The sequence below is a fragment of the Huijunlia imazamoxiresistens genome (genome assembly GCF_037132455.1).
Classification (GTDB): Bacteria; Bacteroidota; Bacteroidia; order Chitinophagales; family Chitinophagaceae; genus Flavisolibacter; species Flavisolibacter imazamoxiresistens.
Genome location: NZ_JBBBEI010000011.1, coordinates 48,216 through 63,281 on the forward strand (window position 1 = coordinate 48,216; position 15,066 = coordinate 63,281).

A 15,066-nucleotide genomic window follows, 5' to 3' on the forward strand; every position below is an offset into this window, starting at 1 on the left:
CACCGCCCTGAAGGGTTTTATGAATGGCACCATGTAACTAGTTTTAAAAACGTCCGTATAATGGGGCGCACCAAATATACATCGGCGGTTAACGACATACCCGGTGCGGCCAATTAGTCTACAAATTCAGTAGACAAAGTTAACGGCATTCTTTTCATTCGACCAAACTTTTTCTTTTTCTTCGCCCCGGGCAGCCCCGTTTTTAAATTAAATTGGGACGAACCCATCAGTCTACTATTTTTGTGGACTTAAAAACCAACCGAAATATCGGGCTTCCCCGCGGCAGTCCGGAAACCTTTAACCAGCATTCATGAAGTCATTCTCTGCCACCGGCAACCCCCTTCGAAAACTCCCGGCCGTACTGCTCCCGGCCCTGCTGGCCACGACGGCCCAGGCCCAGAACGGCTCCCTGCACGGGCAGGTAACGGACCAGGCTACCGGCCAGCCGCTGCCCTACGCCACCGTATCGCTTTACAAAGCCACCGACTCGTCCCTGGCGGGCGGCGCCCTGGCCGGTACCGGCGGCTCCTTCAGCCTTGGGAAACTGGAACCCGGCAGCTACTACCTGGTGGCCGGCTTTGTTGGGTACCAGAAAAAGGTTTTTTCCGGCATCAACCTGACAGGTAACAATAAGATAAACATCGGCAACCTGGCCGTCGTGCCCGAAGCGGGCCTCCTGAATGCCATTACCGTCAGCGGGCGCAAAGCCTCCGCCTATAACAAGATTGACAAACAGGTATACGCGGCCGACCAGTTCGAGGCGGCCAAAGGCGGCACCGCCCTGGACGTGGTACGGAACATGCCTTCCGTTTCGGTCAATGGTCAGGGTGAGATCACCTTCCGGGGCTCGGGCGGCTTCAGCGTATTTCTCAACGGCAAGCCCGTACTAACCGATGCCCAAACGCTGCTGTCGCAGTTGCCGGCCAACGGCATCGAGAACATCGAGCTGATCACCGCGCCCTCGGCCAAATACGACCCCGACGGCAAGGCGGGCATCATCAACATCGTCACCAGGAAAGGAACCGGCGACGGCTTTTCCGCCGTACTGAACGCACAGGGCGGCCTTCCGGCCGTACATACCTACGACAACCAGCAGCGCCCGGTACGCTTCGGCGCGGACGCCACCCTCGGCTACAAAAAGGGTTCCTGGGACCTGTCGGCCGGCCTCAACTACCTGCGCAACGATGCCGGCGGCCGGCGCGAGGGCGACGTACGCACCAGCAGGGGCACCACCCAAACCTCCTTCCCTTCCGTCGGGGAACGCAGCTATAACCGCTACAACTACGCGGCCCGCCTGTCCGCCACCTACACCGCCGACAAGCAAAATGTAGTTTCCCTGGGCCTCTATACCGGCTATAAGTTCCAGGCCCGGATCGCCGACCTGTGGTACACCAACACCCAAACCGATCTCCAGACCAAGCAGGTAACGCGTCAAACATCCTATTATAACGACAACACGCAAACGAAAAAAGGAACCTTCGCCCTCGCCAACTTTGACTACACCCATACCTTCCGGAACCGCTCGGCGCTGACCGCCTCGCTGCTGTACGAATACGCCGGGCTGCGGGGGAATACCCAAAACCTGAACACGCCCTTCCGCGGCTCGGCCGACACCACCCAGTACACCTACAACACCTACACCAACCCGATCCGGGGCTACCGGGCCGGCCTGAACTATGCCCTCCCCATCGGCAAGGGCCAGTGGGAAAGCGGCTACCTGTACCGCCAGGACCACCAGGACGGCAACTTTCGGTACCGCACCCTCCTGCCCCATTCCGACCAATACGTGACGGACCCGGCCTTCTCCAGCGACCTGACCACCGAGAACCGCATCCACGCCGTCTACAGCCAGTACGCGGCCAAAACGGGCGCCCTGGAATACAATGGCGGCCTGCGCTACGAATACGCCCAACGGGACCTGTATTTTTCCCGCGACGCCCAAACCAACCAACTTGATCTGAAAAACCTGTTTCCTTCCGCCAGCCTGTTGTACACCTTTACACCGGGCTGGAAGGCCAAGGCCGCCTACAGCAGCCGGGTGAAAAGGGCCACCAACTCGGAGCTGAACCCGCTGCCCGAACGCGAGCACTCCGAAACCCTGGAACAGGGCGATCCCAACATCCTGCCCGAGCTGGCGCAGGTGAGCGAGCTGGGCATCATCCGCGAGGGCAAGAAAGGATCGGTCTTCACTACCCTGTACCACCAGCGGGTGAAAAACCCCATCCAGCGGGTAAACCAGGTGTACAACGACACCATCCTGCTGCGCCTCTTTACCAACGCGGGCAAGGCCGATGCCTGGGGCGCCGAAGCGGGGCTGACGCAAAAGCCCGCCTCCTGGCTGCAGTTTTACCTGGGCGCCAATGTCTACCGCTACACCATCAAAGGCAGCATTTTCAACGGCACCCTGCCGGTGCACAACAGCAGCTGGGTGTATTCGGTCAACAGCAACGCCAGCGTGCAGCTGACCAAAACCTTCAGCCTGGGCGCCTCGGTCAACTACCTGTCGGAACGGGCCACGGCCCAGGGAGAGGACTCCCGCTTCCTGACGCCCCACTCGTTTGTAAAGAAAACGTTCCTGAACGGCCGGCTGTCGGCGCAACTGCTCTGGCAGAACATGGACCTGGGCCTGCTCGGCGCCAACCAGCAGCGCATCAGCACCTGGGGCAAGGACTTTTATACCACCACCAACTATGTTTATGAAACCGACGTGTTCCTGCTGAACCTCAGCTTTAACCTGAACAAGCTGACCAAGAAGCTGAAGCTGCCGTCCAGTGAATTTGGAGAAAAAGAGTTTTAAAAATGGGCGGTCCCGGCCGCTGCCGGCCCCGGGACCGTCTTTATTAATGTTTTAACACTAATCCAGTAAATCGTTTAAGCTCAACCATTACCTTTGTGTCCTCAATCAGTAAGTAACGCCTCCAAAATATTGGGTCAGCGGCCCCGGCCGTGACCGCCACAAGATTGAAGATTTTCATATGGCAAGCAATCGTTAGTCGCCCCTTGTTTCTACTCGGGGCTTTTTTTATGCCCATAAAAGTCGTTTTAGAAAAAGACCGCAAAGCTCAGGCGGGGGAAGAACGGGGTGCCGGGGGTGAAGTGAATTTCCGATACGGCTGCCGGCTCGTGTTGCAGACGGCTTTCGGTATCGAACTGGGTTTCCTTCCATCGGGTATGGAGCACATTCTGGATGGACAGGCCCGCCTCCCAGCCGTTGCGGCTGTAGTTCAGGGCGGCATCCACCACGAGATAGCCTTTGGCCACCACCGAATTGTCCCCGTTGGCAGGCCGGTCGGCCATGTAGCGGTAGCGCAGGCTGCCGTTCCAGCCTTTATCCCTGCGGAAGGTGATACCGCCTACGCTGGTCAGCTTCGGCGCCAGGGGCAGCAGGCGCTCCTCCTTGGGCAGTCCGACGGCCCGCGGCCGGGCAAAGCTCAGGTCGGCATCGGCAAACAGGTTTTTCAGCACTTCATAGCGGGCCGACAGGTCGGCGCCCCAGCGGCGGGTGCTTCCGCCCGGCTCCACCACGCCTTCATCGCCCACGTACACGAACTCCTGGTCCAGCCACAGGTACCACAGGGCCGCCTGCTTACCCAGGGAAAATGGCATTGAATGCGTGCGGAAGCTGAAGGCCAACCCTCATTTTCAGGACATTCCGGTGGTGATGTGGGGCACGGGTAATGTGCGGGCCGTAGTGCGTTCGGCTTACCAGGCCGGCGTCCAGTTTTTTATCGAAAAGCCCTGGGATATCAATGTATGGGTGCACCAGGTGGAACAGGTCCTCCGTCGGAATTGCCGGCAGTTTTCGCTGGCGGCTTCCCAGGACCAGGCGTCCGTCCCGGTTTAAGAATTAAAGCTTGTATATATTGTTAAGCCCCCGGTTGTTGCCGGGGGCTTTATTATTATGTGTTGCCCTGCGCCTCAGGGCAGGGTGATGAAAATGGATTTTCTTTTGGCCGGCTGCAGGTTGCGGGTGCGGTGGCCCTTGCCTTCCGTATCTTCCATCAGCAGCACGTCTCCCGCCCGGAAGGTTCTTTTCTCGCCCAGCGAGGTCTCTATTTCAATGGCGCCGTCCAGCAGCACGATGTACTGCCGCTGCGGGGCGGTATGAAAGTCGTAGTCGTAGGTAGGCGCCACCTCGCGGAAGATCACTTCCCGGGCGGGGAAGGCATCGGACAGCGCCCCGATGTCGCCCGCTTCCTTCAGGGGAACAGCCAGGTCTTCGAAATGGCTGTCCCCCATCGCATCGCTGTACACTTTTACAATAGGGAACATAGTTACTGATTGACGGTTTTGGGGGCAAAGACCAGGCTGTTGGCCAGCTGGATCTCGTCCGGGTTGATCGTATGGCCCATGCCGTTATAGATCTTTTCGGTCACGGCGGCGTTCTTATCCCTGAGGATGTTGGCGGTGGCATACACCCGTTCCACCGGCACATGGGGGTCGGGGTTGCTGCTGCCGATGAATACCGGCGTGCCTGCGAAGTCGCCCTGATAGTTCCCGGGGTAGATGCGGTCGCCGATCAGGCCTCCGGTGAAGGCGGCCACACCGCCGTAGCGGGCTGCATGGCGGGTAACGAACTCCAGGGTAAGGCAGGCGCCCTGCGAAAAGCCGCAGAAGTAGATGTTTTCCGCAGGCACCCCTTTGCTTTGGACGTCTTCCACCACTTCCTCGAGCAGGCTCAGGGCGGAGGACAGCCAGGGTTCGTTCTGGGCCGGGGGCGCCAGGAAGGACAGGGGGTACCAGGTGTTGTTGGTGGCCTGCGGGGCCAGCAGGGTAAAGTCGTCCACTTTCAGGTACGAGGCCAGGGACAGGATGTCTTCGGCGCTGCCGCCCCTGCCGTGCAGCAGGATCAGCACCTTGCTGTTGCTGTCGAGGGCTTTGCCGGCGGTAATGATTTTTTTCTGATGCATGGTATCAATGCTCCTTTAAATGTTTTTCAAAAAATAAGGTGTTTTCCCTTCTCTCTTTCCCCTCTTTATCTCTTAGCTTATCGCGGGCAGGATGTTCTCGATTTCCCGGCGGTGCGCCTCGTAGCGGGCGGGCAGCTTCAGGCCCGAGCCCAGTTCGCCGACGGCCTCGTCGCGGGTAAAGCCCGGGTTGTCGGTAGCGATCTCGAACAGGACGCCGCCGGGTTCCCGGAAGTACAGGGAGTAAAAATAGTCACGGTCGATCTTGGGGGTGATGCCGTGTCCCTGGCGGGCGACCTTTTCACGAAACTCCATCAGCACGTTATCGTCCTTCACGCGGAAGGCCACGTGGTGGTTGGTGCCGCCGACCACATGGCCGGGTTGCTCATTGGGCGCCTCCACGATGTCTACGACCTGGGCGGTGGGCACGGCATCGGTCACAAAACGGTAGCGGTTGCCTTCCTGGGCCAGCAGGCGGTAGCCGAAAATGTCGGTCAGGATCCGGGCCGTCGCGTCCATCTTCCGCAGGGTCAGGGTAATGTTGTGAAAGCCCCGGGTGGCCACGTTGGCGGTCACCTCCCCGGTTTGCCAGGGCGTGCGGCCGTCGGCGGTTTTGGGCACGACCAGGTTGAGCTGCAGGCCGTCGGGGTCCTGAAAGGGCAGGATGTCTTCGCCGAAGCGCTGCACCCGCTCGCCCTGCACGGTGTTGGTCCGCAGGAAGCGGTCCTGCCAGAACTCCAGGCTGCCGGCGGGAACGGCATACCCGATTTCCGTGGCCATGCCCGTGCCGGTACGGCCGGGGGCGATGCCTACCCAGGGAAAGAAGGTCAGGATCGTGCCCGGCGTGCCTACTTCGTCGCCAAAGTAAAAGTGATACGTGCCGGGGTCGTCGAAGTTAACGGTCTTTTTCACCAGCCGCAGCCCCATCACCCGGGTATAGAAGTCGTAGTTGCGTTGGGCGTCGCCGGCAATGGCGGTAATGTGGTGCAGTCCTAATATGTTATTTTCCATTTGCTTTTATTTACTGATGATTTACTTCGGCAAATTTCGGTTGCCGGCGGCGCCCGGTAAATAGCCGGATAAAGGATATTGTTGTACAAATCCTCGAAGGGGGCGGCGCCTTGGGCGCTTTGTTATTTTTCTTCCTCCTTCTGGCGGAACCGGGAGGGCGAAAGGCCGGTATGCTTCCGGAAGAAGCGGGCAAAATAGTTCGGGTATTCAAACTGCAGCAGGTAGGCGATCTCCGAAACGGAGTAGGCTGTATGGGTGAGGTATTTGCGGGCCTCCTCCAGCAGGTGCTCCTGCAGCAGGCGGCCGGCCGGCTGGCCGGTCACTGCCCGGCAGACGCGGTTCAGGTGCACCGGGCTGATGCCCAGGCCGGCAGCCATCTGGGCGATGGTATCGGTAGCGCCTGCCTGGCGGAGGCGCTGCTGGAACTTTCGGAAGTAGCCCAGGGCGGCCGTTTCCGGACCCCTGGTGGCAGGGACAGTGTCGGGGAGGTGCCGCCACAGCCGGTAGAGCACCAGGAACAGCTGCTGCAGGCAGGCCCGTAGCAGCAGCGGCTTGCCGGCCCCATTTTGAAAAAGCTCTTCGTCCACCGCTTCCAGCAGTCCCTGCAGCCGTTGCGGCGGGTACCGGTCGGTAAAGACGGTCAGGCAGAAGGTCTGGGGCAGCATCGGCGCCAGCAGTTCCTCGCCGGGAAACAGGGTGTCCACCAGCGTATCGGAAAGCGTCAGGATGCGCCCGGTAGCGCCGGGCTGGTAGCTGAAGCCGTGCAGGGCTGCCGGGGGAATGAATACGAGGCAGGGCCCCTCCAGCTGCCGGCGGTCGCTGGAGGTAATAAAATCAAAAGGCCCCTGGGGAATAAAGAACAGCTGGTACAACTGGGGATGCAGGTGGGGACGGATGTCCCAGCCGAACTGATGGCTGCGGGTTTCCAGCAGTTCGGAAAACAGGTATTCCGTGCCCGTCCGGGCATGCCGTTCCCCGTACAGGCCGTCGTATTGGGTGATGCGCCGCTGCTCCTCCTTCATATGCTGGTGTTTGAAAATTATCCGTAATGTACGGTTGTTTGTTGGTTTTCAGGAAGAAGTCATCCGGGTTATGTTCTATTTGTATCCGTAAAAAGGGGAAAAGTAGCCGTACAGGGCGGTTGGCCGGGGCAATTTTGCAGTACCGGTTACCGAGCAAAAATCATTTATGCTATGCACCAGAAAAAACAAATGCGGCTGCTGCTGATCCTTGGAGGATTGATCGCTCTTAGTCCTTTTTCTATCGATATGTACCTGCCGGCCTTCCCGGCCATTGCCCATTCGCTGAAAACCGACCTGGCACACCTGGGCTATTCGCTGACCAGTTACTATGCGGGCCTTTGTGCCGGCCAGCTGGTGTACGGGGTGCTGATCGACCGCTTCGGTCGGAAGAAGCCCCTGGTGGCGGGCCTGTTGCTGTACCTGGCGGCAGCCGCCGGCTGCGCCCTGGCGCCGGACGTGAACGTGCTCATAGCAGTGCGCCTGTTGATGGCGCTGGGGGGCTGCGTAGGGATGGTGGCCAGCAGGGCCATTGTCCGCGACCTGTTCCCGCCCGGGGCTACCGCCCGGGTATTGTCGCAGCTGGTGCTGGTGATGGGGGTGGCGCCCATCATTGCCCCCACGATTGGCGGCTTTGTCAGCGCCTTGGCGGGCTGGCGCTGGGTGTTCGGCGTCATGGGGGCCATTGCGCTGGCGCTGATTGCCGCCGTGGCCGGGCTGCTGCCCGAGACCAAACAGCCCGACCGGGCCGTTTCGCTCCGGATCCCCCATATGGGGTCGGAATATGCGGCGGTGCTGAAAAATCCCTCCTTCCTGCTCAGTTCCCTGGCCGGCGGCATCAGCTATGCGGGCATGTATGCCTATATCGCCGGCTCGCCTTTTGTGTTTATGGAGCGGTTCGGCTTTTCGGACAGGGCCTATGGCTGGGCCTTTGCCTTCAATGCGGGCGGCCTGATCCTGGGCAGCCAGTTGAACCGCCTGGTCCTGAAAAGGTGGGAGAGTGGCCCCATCGCCCTGCGGGCGGCAGTGTTGCTGCTTGCGGCCGGCCTCGGCCTGCTGGTATCGGCCGCCGGCGGGGGCGGCCCGATAGTCCTGCTGGGTTTTACCTTTCTTTTTTTATTTTGCCTGGGCTTTATTAATCCCAATACCACGGCCCTGGCCTTAAAACCTTTTACGGCAGCTGCCGGCCGGGCTTCCGCCTTGCTGGGCAGCCTGCAAATGGTGGCCGGTGTGCTGGCTTCCTGGCTGGTGAGCTTTTTGCATAACGGTACGGTGGTCACCATGCCCGCCGTGATGTTCGGTTGTGCCGTATGTACGCTGGTATTGCTGCTGGTGCTCTTCCGGAAGGCGGGAGCCGATCGCTCCGCGAACCTTTCTTTCCGGTAATATTTTTGTTCGGTTCGCCTATGGCCGGAGAAGAACCCGCCTGCCGCCTGGACCTGCTGGAAGCAGATTGTTTATTGTGTGGTAATTTTATATTATATTAATTTGAATGGGGTTGTTGTGGTGTATTTGTAGTTATTGGTCGGGGTTTTGAATAAAATTAATAGTTTTGGCCGCGGCTTATCGAAATGTCCATCCCAAAATGAGAATGATGAAAAATTTTATTCATATGCTGGTTGCCGGGATTCCGGTCCTCATCCTTGGAACCTTCTTTGGCTTTTGTTCCCTGACGCCCCGTGACCGGGAATTACAGTCGCTGCTCAACGAGCAACTGCAGGAACAGGCTGCCTACCAGGCGATTAGCGCTACCGTAAATGACCAGGTGGTGACCCTGCAGGGAGAAGTCGTTTCCGACTCGGTCCGGGCAGGAGCGGAGCGGCTGGTCAAGCAGATGCAGGACGTAAAAAAAGTAAACAACATCATTTCCGTAGCGCAGCCCATCGCTCCCTGATCTTGTAGCACCGCTCCTTAAAATTCTTTTTCCAGCCCGTTTTTCAGGGCGTTGAAATAAGCTTCTTTATTAAACGAATACAGGAAGGGCGCCTTGTGGGCGGCCCCCGAAAAAAGCTTTTCCTTTTTTTCCAGGATGCCGTAGGAGAGGATCTTGCGGTTAAAATTGCTGCGTTCGAGCTTGCGGCCCAGGATGGTTTCATAGATCGTTTGCAGGCTTTTAAGGGGAAACTGCTCGGGCAGCAGGTTGTAGCCGATGGGCTGATGGTTGAGCTGCAGCCGCAGGGCCTGCAGCGCCTGTTCCACGATCTGCCGGTGGTCGTACAGCAGCCCCGGCAGGTGGCCGAGGTCGTGCCAGGTACACTGGGTGGAGAACATATCGGGCAGGGGCTGCACCTTGTCGTAAGGGGCCAGGGTATAAAAGCCGATGGTGATAAAGCGCTGCAGCAGCCAGTTTCGGTCGGTAGGAACCACACCCGCCGCCTCCAGGATATCGTGCAGCACCTGCTCGCGGTTGCGCTCCATGCTGCCGAAGACATGAAACTGCTGCAGGAACAACTGGTCCAGTCCCGTCCGGTTTTTCAGGATCCGGGCCGCCGCCGCTTCCATTTCCTCCTCTTTTAAAATAAACCCGCCGGGCAGCATCCATTTGTCCGTTCCCTTCGGCTGCAACAGCAGCACCTTCAGCTCATTGCCATGAAAGCCGAAGATGACGTTGTCAATGGACACCGACGCCAGGAAGTAGCGGCCGCCATTGGAATAAAGCTCGTCCGGGGTGAGTTCTCGCTCCATGCAAATGGGTTTCGTTAGCTCAAATTTATTCCATTCCCGCATCCAAATGACCCAATAGACCGGACCCGGTACCTGCTGCATAGCCGGCGTCCAAACGCCGCACCCCCCTTCCCGGATTACAGGCAGGCAATGCCCTTCATGTTGGCTGCTTCATTGAAAAAGGGTTGGAAATTTTCCTCCAATAACGTACAGCCAACCGTCATGGCGTTCGTGGTCACTTTTCCAAAGATGCTGGCCACAGCCGTATCGGCGGCGTCCCGTCCCGTGGCGATCTTGATCAGGCCGTTCAGGGGCGCCAAACGGGTGGCATCAAATAAGATCCATTCGCCCCCAAGATAGGCTTCAAAACAGGCGTGGAAGTCGGGCGGGTTCAACTGATAGGCATAGCCGGTAAAATAGCGGGCCGGGATGGACAGGGACCGGCAGAGGGCAATGCCCAGGTGGGCAAAGTCGCGGCACACGCCTGCCAGTTCGGTAACGGTGTCATAGGCCGAGGTCTGCCAGTTGGTGGAGCCGCTCAGGTATTCTACGTTCTCAAAGATCCAGTCGCTCAGGGCCACCACTTTTTCATAGGGGTCGCTGATGGCGCCGAATTTATTATAGGCAAACCGGTAGAGTTTGTCCGACTGGCAGTAGCGGCTGGGATACAGGTAGGGAAAAACGGAAGGGCCCAGTTGGGCAATGGGGACCGCCGGCTTTTCCTGCTGGTCCGTTATTCGGAAACAGTTGTCTACGGTGGCTTTGTACGAGATCCTGATATCCGTCGGTTCGGAGACTTCGATGCGGATAAACCGGTTTTCCCCGAAGGAGGACGTCAGCTCCTCTGCTTTTACATAGGGATCCAGGGTAAAGGATTCTTCCAGCACCGTCTGGTTAGGGGTGCGTAAGGCATGGATATTCAGCATGAGCGTGCTGGGCATCTGTACCGTATAGGACAGGTCTGCGGTTACTTCGAATTTCATTGGAAAAGAGACATTAGGTCGTTTGATCAAAGATAGGGGCCATCCAGTCTTCCGGGAGTTGCTGTAAGGCCTGTTTGAGCGCTTCCGCCCAAAGCGCCGAGATCCCCCCGAGCTCTGCTTGCTCAAACCGCCGCTCCACCAGCTGAAAACTGTCTTTCCGGTAAACGGCCACATCCAGGGGGAAGTCCACGTTGTTGGAACTGACCCGGGTGGAATCAAAGGAAAGAAATCCTGTTTGCAGGGCCAGTTGCAGGCTGGAATTTTCCTGGAGGGTGCGGTTGAGGATCGCCTTGCCATGCCCCGAGTTGCCGATAATGACATAAGGCGCCCCCTGTCCCAGTTCCACCCAGTTCCCTTCCGGGTACAGCAGGAACAGCTTTGGCTCTTCGTCGTCCCTCAGCTGGCCGCCGATGATGGTGTTCAGGTCGAATTTAAACCCCGCTTTTACCAGGGCTTCCTTGTCTTCTTCGGCCACCCGTTTTACCTGCGCGCCAAAGGCATTGACGGCCTTGTACAGCTTGTTGTGTTCCTCCACTTCCAGCAGTTCCTTAAAATAAACGACGGCCTTGTCCCTGACCGATCGCAGGCCGCTGGTCATGATAAACAGGGAATGCTGGTCGCGTTGAACCGTCAGTATTTTCTTTTTTACCGTGGTATCGGTGCCGGACGTGATCCGGGTGTCGGCCAGCGCTACCAGCCCTTCTTTTACTTTAATGCCCAGACAGTAGGTCATGAAATAGGTTTGTGGTGGCGAAAACGGAAAAATCCCAATTCCCGAAACAGGGATGCCCCCTGATGATGAGCCTTTAAATTCCATGCCAGGGACGCTCCGCCGGTATCGCTACCCCGCCGGAAGGTGCAGGGACGAAAAAAATGGCATTTGCCGTCATCAAAATTTGTTTGTTTGAACAGAATGCTTTTATATTTGTCTACCAAATCAGTGGACTAATTTTCAGACCAGGGGATAGCGCTGTTAACCGCCAGCACTGCTTCTTCCCGCAACCCTTAATTTTTCACACATGTATCCATCATACCTGCAGGCAATGCCCTGCATGGCGGTAACGTATATTTTTCGTTCCTCCTTATCTTATTTCAATAGCTGCTGCTGATCGTTTTTCGGCAGTACCCTAAGGCACCGCTGCGCGGAGCAGCTAACGGTATCCCTTATGCGCTGTTTTTTCCGGAAGGCAGCCCGGCAGGCGGAAGGACATAAGCCGGCGGTTGGTTTTATGTCTTTTGCCGGCTGTCCTTCCGGGAACGGCAGTAAACCTCCTTATCCTTGGAGCCGCTCATTTTTTACTCATAGGTGTTGCAACCTTTCCCATCCCGGTGCTTCGGCACCGGGTCCGGGAGAGGATTGTCCTTCCCTGTAATTCTTATCTGCATTCATGAAGCTCGTTCCTTATTCGTTTCTTTTTCTCGCCTGCTCCTTACAGGTAGGCGGGGCATTGGCCAGCCCGGCATACCGGTCCCTGGCCACTTCCCGTTTTTTTACCGGCCGGGAGATCGGCGGCCGCGTGATCGACGAAGCCACCGGCAGCCCGCTTGCCGGCGCCAGTGTACAGGTAAAAGACGGGGGCGGCGGTGTCTCCACCGACGAACAGGGGCGCTTTTCCCTTTCCCTTCCGCCCGGCGCCACCACCCTGGTGATCAGCTCGGTAGGCTATACGCCCCAGGAAGTAAAGGTGGGCGCTACCTCCAGCCTGGTAATCGCCTTGCGGGCCGAGGGCGGCAACCTGCAATCGGTAGTGGTCGTAGGCTACGGCAAACAGAAAAAGGCCACCCTCACCGGCTCGGTAGCCACGGTGGACCAGAAAGCACTGGCCAACCGCCCCATCACCAACGCCACCCAGGCGCTGCAGGGCGTACCCGGCCTGTACGTGGGCCAGGCCAAAGGCCGCCCGGGAGCCGAGAACGCTACCATCCGCGTCCGCGGCGTGGGTACGCTGAACAACAGCGATCCCCTGGTGCTGGTGGACGGCGTGGAATTCCCTTTGGGCGACATCAACCCCAACGACATTGAAAGCATCACCATATTGAAGGATGCGGCCTCCTCGGCCATCTACGGCAACCGCGCCGCCAACGGCGTGGTGCTGGTCAAGACCAAGTCGGGCGCCAGGGGCCGCTTCCGGCTCGATTATAACTTCTATGCCGGCTCCCAGCAGGTGACCGGCCTGCCCGCTATGGTCACCAATTCGGTGCAGTACATGGAAGGCAAGAACCGGGCGCTGGCCAACGAAGGCAAGCCGGCCGAATACAGCCAGGCCCTGATCGACGAATACAAAGGGGGCACGGACCCTTACATCTATCCCAATACCAACTGGTTCGACGTGCTATTCCGCAAGGCCCCCATCAGCGAGCACAACCTGCGCCTGTCGGGCGGCACCGATAAGACCACGTTCTCGGTTTCGCTGGGCTACCTCAACCAGGACGGCATCATGATCAACACCGGCGCGAAAAAATATACCCTGAACGCCTCCGTTACCTCCGACCTCACGCAAGGCATCCGCATCGGCGCCAACCTGCTGGGCACCTGGTGGAACAGCCGCGAAAGCGCCTACACCGCCGACGAGGGCAACGGCGAAGGCGGCCTGATGGGGCTTACCTACCGCGGCCTGCCCATGCAGGTACCCTATGCCCAGGACGGCACCTATGCCGACCAGTGGGTACGCGTGCCGGGCCATAACTTTTTCCGCAACCCCCTGGCCCTTTCCTACGAGGGGTTCCGCAAAAACGACGCGTACCGCACCCTGGCCAACCTGTTTGCCGAAGTGCAGCTGCCCGCCGGTATCAGGTACAAAATCACCGGGGCGGCCAACCTGCTGGCCTCCTGGGAAAAATTCAACTATCCCCAGATCAACCTGACCCATCCCAAAACCGGTGCGGTCGCCCCTATGGGCAACATCCCGGCCCGGGGCGTGGCGCAAAGCAACCAGCAGGCGGTAAACCTGACCAACTTCCATACCCTCAGCTGGGAAAAGCGCCTGGCCCGCCACCAGTTGTCGGCCCTGGGCGGCTTCAGCGTCGAGGCATTTCGCAACAGCAACTTCAATGCGGCCAACCAGGGATACCTGGGCAACGACCTGACCGAGCTGAATGCGGGCACCAACACGCCCCAGGTGGGCGGCACCTCCAGCCAGTCGCGGCTGCAGTCGTACTTCGGCCGGCTGAACTACGACTTTTCGGGCAAATACCTGTTTGAAGCCTCCTTCCGCTACGACGGTTCGTCGCGCTTTGCCCAAGGGCACCGCTGGGGCTTCTTCCCCTCGCTTTCCGGCGGCTGGCGCCTCAGCGAGGAAGCTTTCCTGAAAGGCAACCCCACGCTCTCCAACCTGAAGCTGCGGGCCTCCTGGGGACGACTGGGCAACCAGTCCATCGGCCTGTACAGCTACGTGGACGGCGTGTCCATCGGCCAGGACTACGGCTATAGCTTCAACGGCACCGTGGTCAGCGGGGCCGCCATCACCCAGCTCAGCGACCCGGGCATTACCTGGGAAACCACCGCCATGACCGACGCCGGCCTGGACGTGGGCCTGTTCCGCAACAAGCTCACCGCCGAACTGGACTTTTTTTCCAAAAACACCACCAACATCCTCCGCCAGATCACCGTACCGGCCCAGGTAGGCAACCTGCGGGGACCTTATCAGAACATCGGCGCCGTGGTGAACCGGGGGGTGGATGCCACCCTGCAGTATAAGGACCGCTTCGGTCCCGTAGGGGTGCAGGCCGCTGCGGGCCTCACCTACGTGAAAAACAAGGTGACGAACCTCAACGGGCAGATCTATTACGACGGGCAGACCATCACCCGCGAAGGGTATCCCATCGCCTCTTTCTTCGGGCTGCAGGCCGAGGGTATTTTCCAAAGCACCGACGAAATTGCCAAACACGCCTTCCAGAACGCCGTGACCAAACCCGGCGACCTGAAATACCGCGATACCGACGGCAACGGCCTGATCGACAACAACGACCGGGTGGTGATCGGCAACAGCATTCCGGGCTACACCTACTCCTTTAACGTGGGCGCTTCCTGGCGCGGCTTCGAGCTCACCGCCTTTTTGCAGGGCGTCCAGGAGGCCGATACCTACCTGAACGGCAACCTGGCACAGCCCTACCGCAACGGCGCCGGCATTACCCCCGACTGGCTGACCGGGTCGTGGACGCCGGAAAACCCGGGCGCCCGCCTGCCGCGGCTGACTACCGGCAACGGCTACCCGCAAAACTTCCAGACTTCCAGCTTCTGGATCCAGGACGCTTCGTACCTGCGGCTGAAGAACCTTCAGCTCAGCTACTCGGTCCCCGAAACCTGGACGAAGAAGGTGCGGATCAGCGGTCTGAAACTGTTTGCCAACGCCCAGAACTACGTCACGTTCACCAAGTTCAAGCTGAGCGATCCCGAACGGAACCTCACCAAAACCAACCCGATCGATTACCCGAACTACAAAAGCGTAACCGCCGGTTTCAACTTATCCCTGTAAAGAAAAC

13 protein-coding genes are annotated in these 15,066 nt (G+C 58.8%); 5 read left to right on the forward strand and 8 right to left on the reverse strand.

Annotated features, from left to right (window positions below; genetic code table 11):
• The first annotated feature begins 310 nt into the window (after nucleotides 1-310).
• A complete protein-coding gene (locus V9K67_RS14495; protein ID WP_336723606.1) occupies nucleotides 311-2,797 on the forward strand; it encodes a TonB-dependent receptor in 2,487 nt (828 codons plus the stop codon).
• 245 nt (nucleotides 2,798-3,042) lie between these two features.
• Here V9K67_RS14495 and V9K67_RS14500 read toward each other — a convergent pair whose 3' ends face one another.
• A complete protein-coding gene (locus V9K67_RS14500; protein WP_336723608.1) occupies nucleotides 3,043-3,606 on the reverse strand; it encodes a TonB-dependent receptor domain-containing protein in 564 nt (187 codons plus the stop codon).
• Nucleotides 3,607-3,613: 7 nt separating this feature from the next.
• Here V9K67_RS14500 and V9K67_RS14505 point away from each other — a divergent pair, with 7 nt between their 5' ends.
• Entirely contained in the window at nucleotides 3,614-3,844 is a 231-nt protein-coding gene (locus V9K67_RS14505; RefSeq protein ID WP_336723610.1) for a hypothetical protein, read from the forward strand.
• Between the two features lie 74 nt (nucleotides 3,845-3,918).
• Here the strand turns inward: V9K67_RS14505 and V9K67_RS14510 are convergent, their stop codons facing one another.
• From V9K67_RS14510 to V9K67_RS14525, 4 genes are all read right to left on the reverse strand, one after another.
• Nucleotides 3,919-4,272: a cupin domain-containing protein gene (locus V9K67_RS14510; RefSeq protein WP_336723612.1), complete on the reverse strand. Its 354-nt coding sequence runs from the start codon at nucleotides 4,270-4,272 to the stop codon at nucleotides 3,919-3,921.
• 2 nt (nucleotides 4,273-4,274) lie between these two features.
• The gene (locus V9K67_RS14515; RefSeq protein ID WP_336723614.1) at nucleotides 4,275-4,910 is read right to left on the reverse strand and encodes an alpha/beta hydrolase; all 636 of its coding nucleotides are present in this window, start codon (nucleotides 4,908-4,910) and stop codon (nucleotides 4,275-4,277) included.
• A gap of 72 nt (nucleotides 4,911-4,982) precedes the next feature.
• A complete protein-coding gene (locus tag V9K67_RS14520) occupies nucleotides 4,983-5,918 on the reverse strand; it encodes a ring-cleaving dioxygenase (protein ID WP_336723616.1) in 936 nt (311 codons plus the stop codon).
• Nucleotides 5,919-6,040: 122 nt separating this feature from the next.
• The gene (locus V9K67_RS14525; RefSeq protein ID WP_336723618.1) at nucleotides 6,041-6,940 is read right to left on the reverse strand and encodes a helix-turn-helix domain-containing protein; all 900 of its coding nucleotides are present in this window, start codon (nucleotides 6,938-6,940) and stop codon (nucleotides 6,041-6,043) included.
• Between the two features lie 171 nt (nucleotides 6,941-7,111).
• Here V9K67_RS14525 and V9K67_RS14530 point away from each other — a divergent pair, with 171 nt between their 5' ends.
• Both V9K67_RS14530 and V9K67_RS14535 read left to right on the forward strand, forming a co-directional pair.
• Complete coding sequence (locus tag V9K67_RS14530) at nucleotides 7,112-8,323, forward strand: multidrug effflux MFS transporter (protein WP_336723620.1); 1,212 nt, start codon at nucleotides 7,112-7,114, stop codon at nucleotides 8,321-8,323.
• A 208-nt stretch (nucleotides 8,324-8,531) separates the two neighbouring features.
• A complete protein-coding gene (locus V9K67_RS14535) occupies nucleotides 8,532-8,831 on the forward strand; it encodes a BON domain-containing protein (protein ID WP_336723622.1) in 300 nt (99 codons plus the stop codon).
• Nucleotides 8,832-8,848: 17 nt separating this feature from the next.
• Here V9K67_RS14535 and V9K67_RS14540 read toward each other — a convergent pair whose 3' ends face one another.
• From V9K67_RS14540 to V9K67_RS14550, 3 genes are all read right to left on the reverse strand, one after another.
• Nucleotides 8,849-9,622 (reverse strand): NUDIX hydrolase, encoded by a 774-nt coding sequence (locus V9K67_RS14540; RefSeq protein WP_336723624.1) that lies wholly within the window; start codon nucleotides 9,620-9,622, stop codon nucleotides 8,849-8,851.
• A 116-nt stretch (nucleotides 9,623-9,738) separates the two neighbouring features.
• Nucleotides 9,739-10,584, reverse strand: coding sequence for a transglutaminase-like domain-containing protein (locus tag V9K67_RS14545; RefSeq protein WP_336723626.1), 846 nt, complete (start codon nucleotides 10,582-10,584; stop codon nucleotides 9,739-9,741).
• Nucleotides 10,585-10,597: 13 nt separating this feature from the next.
• Nucleotides 10,598-11,317: a proteasome-type protease gene (locus tag V9K67_RS14550; protein WP_336723628.1), complete on the reverse strand. Its 720-nt coding sequence runs from the start codon at nucleotides 11,315-11,317 to the stop codon at nucleotides 10,598-10,600.
• Between the two features lie 655 nt (nucleotides 11,318-11,972).
• On the opposite strand from V9K67_RS14550, the gene V9K67_RS14555 reads away from it, so the two are divergent.
• Nucleotides 11,973-15,059, forward strand: coding sequence for a SusC/RagA family TonB-linked outer membrane protein (locus V9K67_RS14555; RefSeq protein ID WP_336723630.1), 3,087 nt, complete (start codon nucleotides 11,973-11,975; stop codon nucleotides 15,057-15,059).
• Nucleotides 15,060-15,066 lie beyond the last annotated feature (7 nt).

Bases quoted from the DNA above. Each gene is read 5' to 3' on its own strand.
- V9K67_RS14550 (WP_336723628.1), bottom strand. From the start codon at position 11,317: ATGACCTACTGTCTGGGCATTAAAGTAAAAGAAGGGCTGGTAGCGCTG.
- V9K67_RS14555 (WP_336723630.1), top strand. From the start codon at position 11,973: ATGAAGCTCGTTCCTTATTCGTTTCTTTTTCTCGCCTGCTCCTTACAG.
- V9K67_RS14540 (WP_336723624.1), bottom strand. From the start codon at position 9,622: ATGGAGCGAGAACTCACCCCGGACGAGCTTTATTCCAATGGCGGCCGC.
- V9K67_RS14520 (WP_336723616.1), bottom strand. From the start codon at position 5,918: ATGGAAAATAACATATTAGGACTGCACCACATTACCGCCATTGCCGGC.
- V9K67_RS14545 (WP_336723626.1), bottom strand. From the start codon at position 10,584: ATGAAATTCGAAGTAACCGCAGACCTGTCCTATACGGTACAGATGCCC.
- V9K67_RS14515 (WP_336723614.1), bottom strand. From the start codon at position 4,910: ATGCATCAGAAAAAAATCATTACCGCCGGCAAAGCCCTCGACAGCAAC.
- V9K67_RS14495 (WP_336723606.1), top strand. From the start codon at position 311: ATGAAGTCATTCTCTGCCACCGGCAACCCCCTTCGAAAACTCCCGGCC.
- V9K67_RS14530 (WP_336723620.1), top strand. From the start codon at position 7,112: ATGCACCAGAAAAAACAAATGCGGCTGCTGCTGATCCTTGGAGGATTG.
- V9K67_RS14525 (WP_336723618.1), bottom strand. From the start codon at position 6,940: ATGAAGGAGGAGCAGCGGCGCATCACCCAATACGACGGCCTGTACGGG.
- V9K67_RS14510 (WP_336723612.1), bottom strand. From the start codon at position 4,272: ATGTTCCCTATTGTAAAAGTGTACAGCGATGCGATGGGGGACAGCCAT.
- V9K67_RS14500 (WP_336723608.1), bottom strand. From the start codon at position 3,606: ATGCCATTTTCCCTGGGTAAGCAGGCGGCCCTGTGGTACCTGTGGCTG.
- V9K67_RS14535 (WP_336723622.1), top strand. From the start codon at position 8,532: ATGAAAAATTTTATTCATATGCTGGTTGCCGGGATTCCGGTCCTCATC.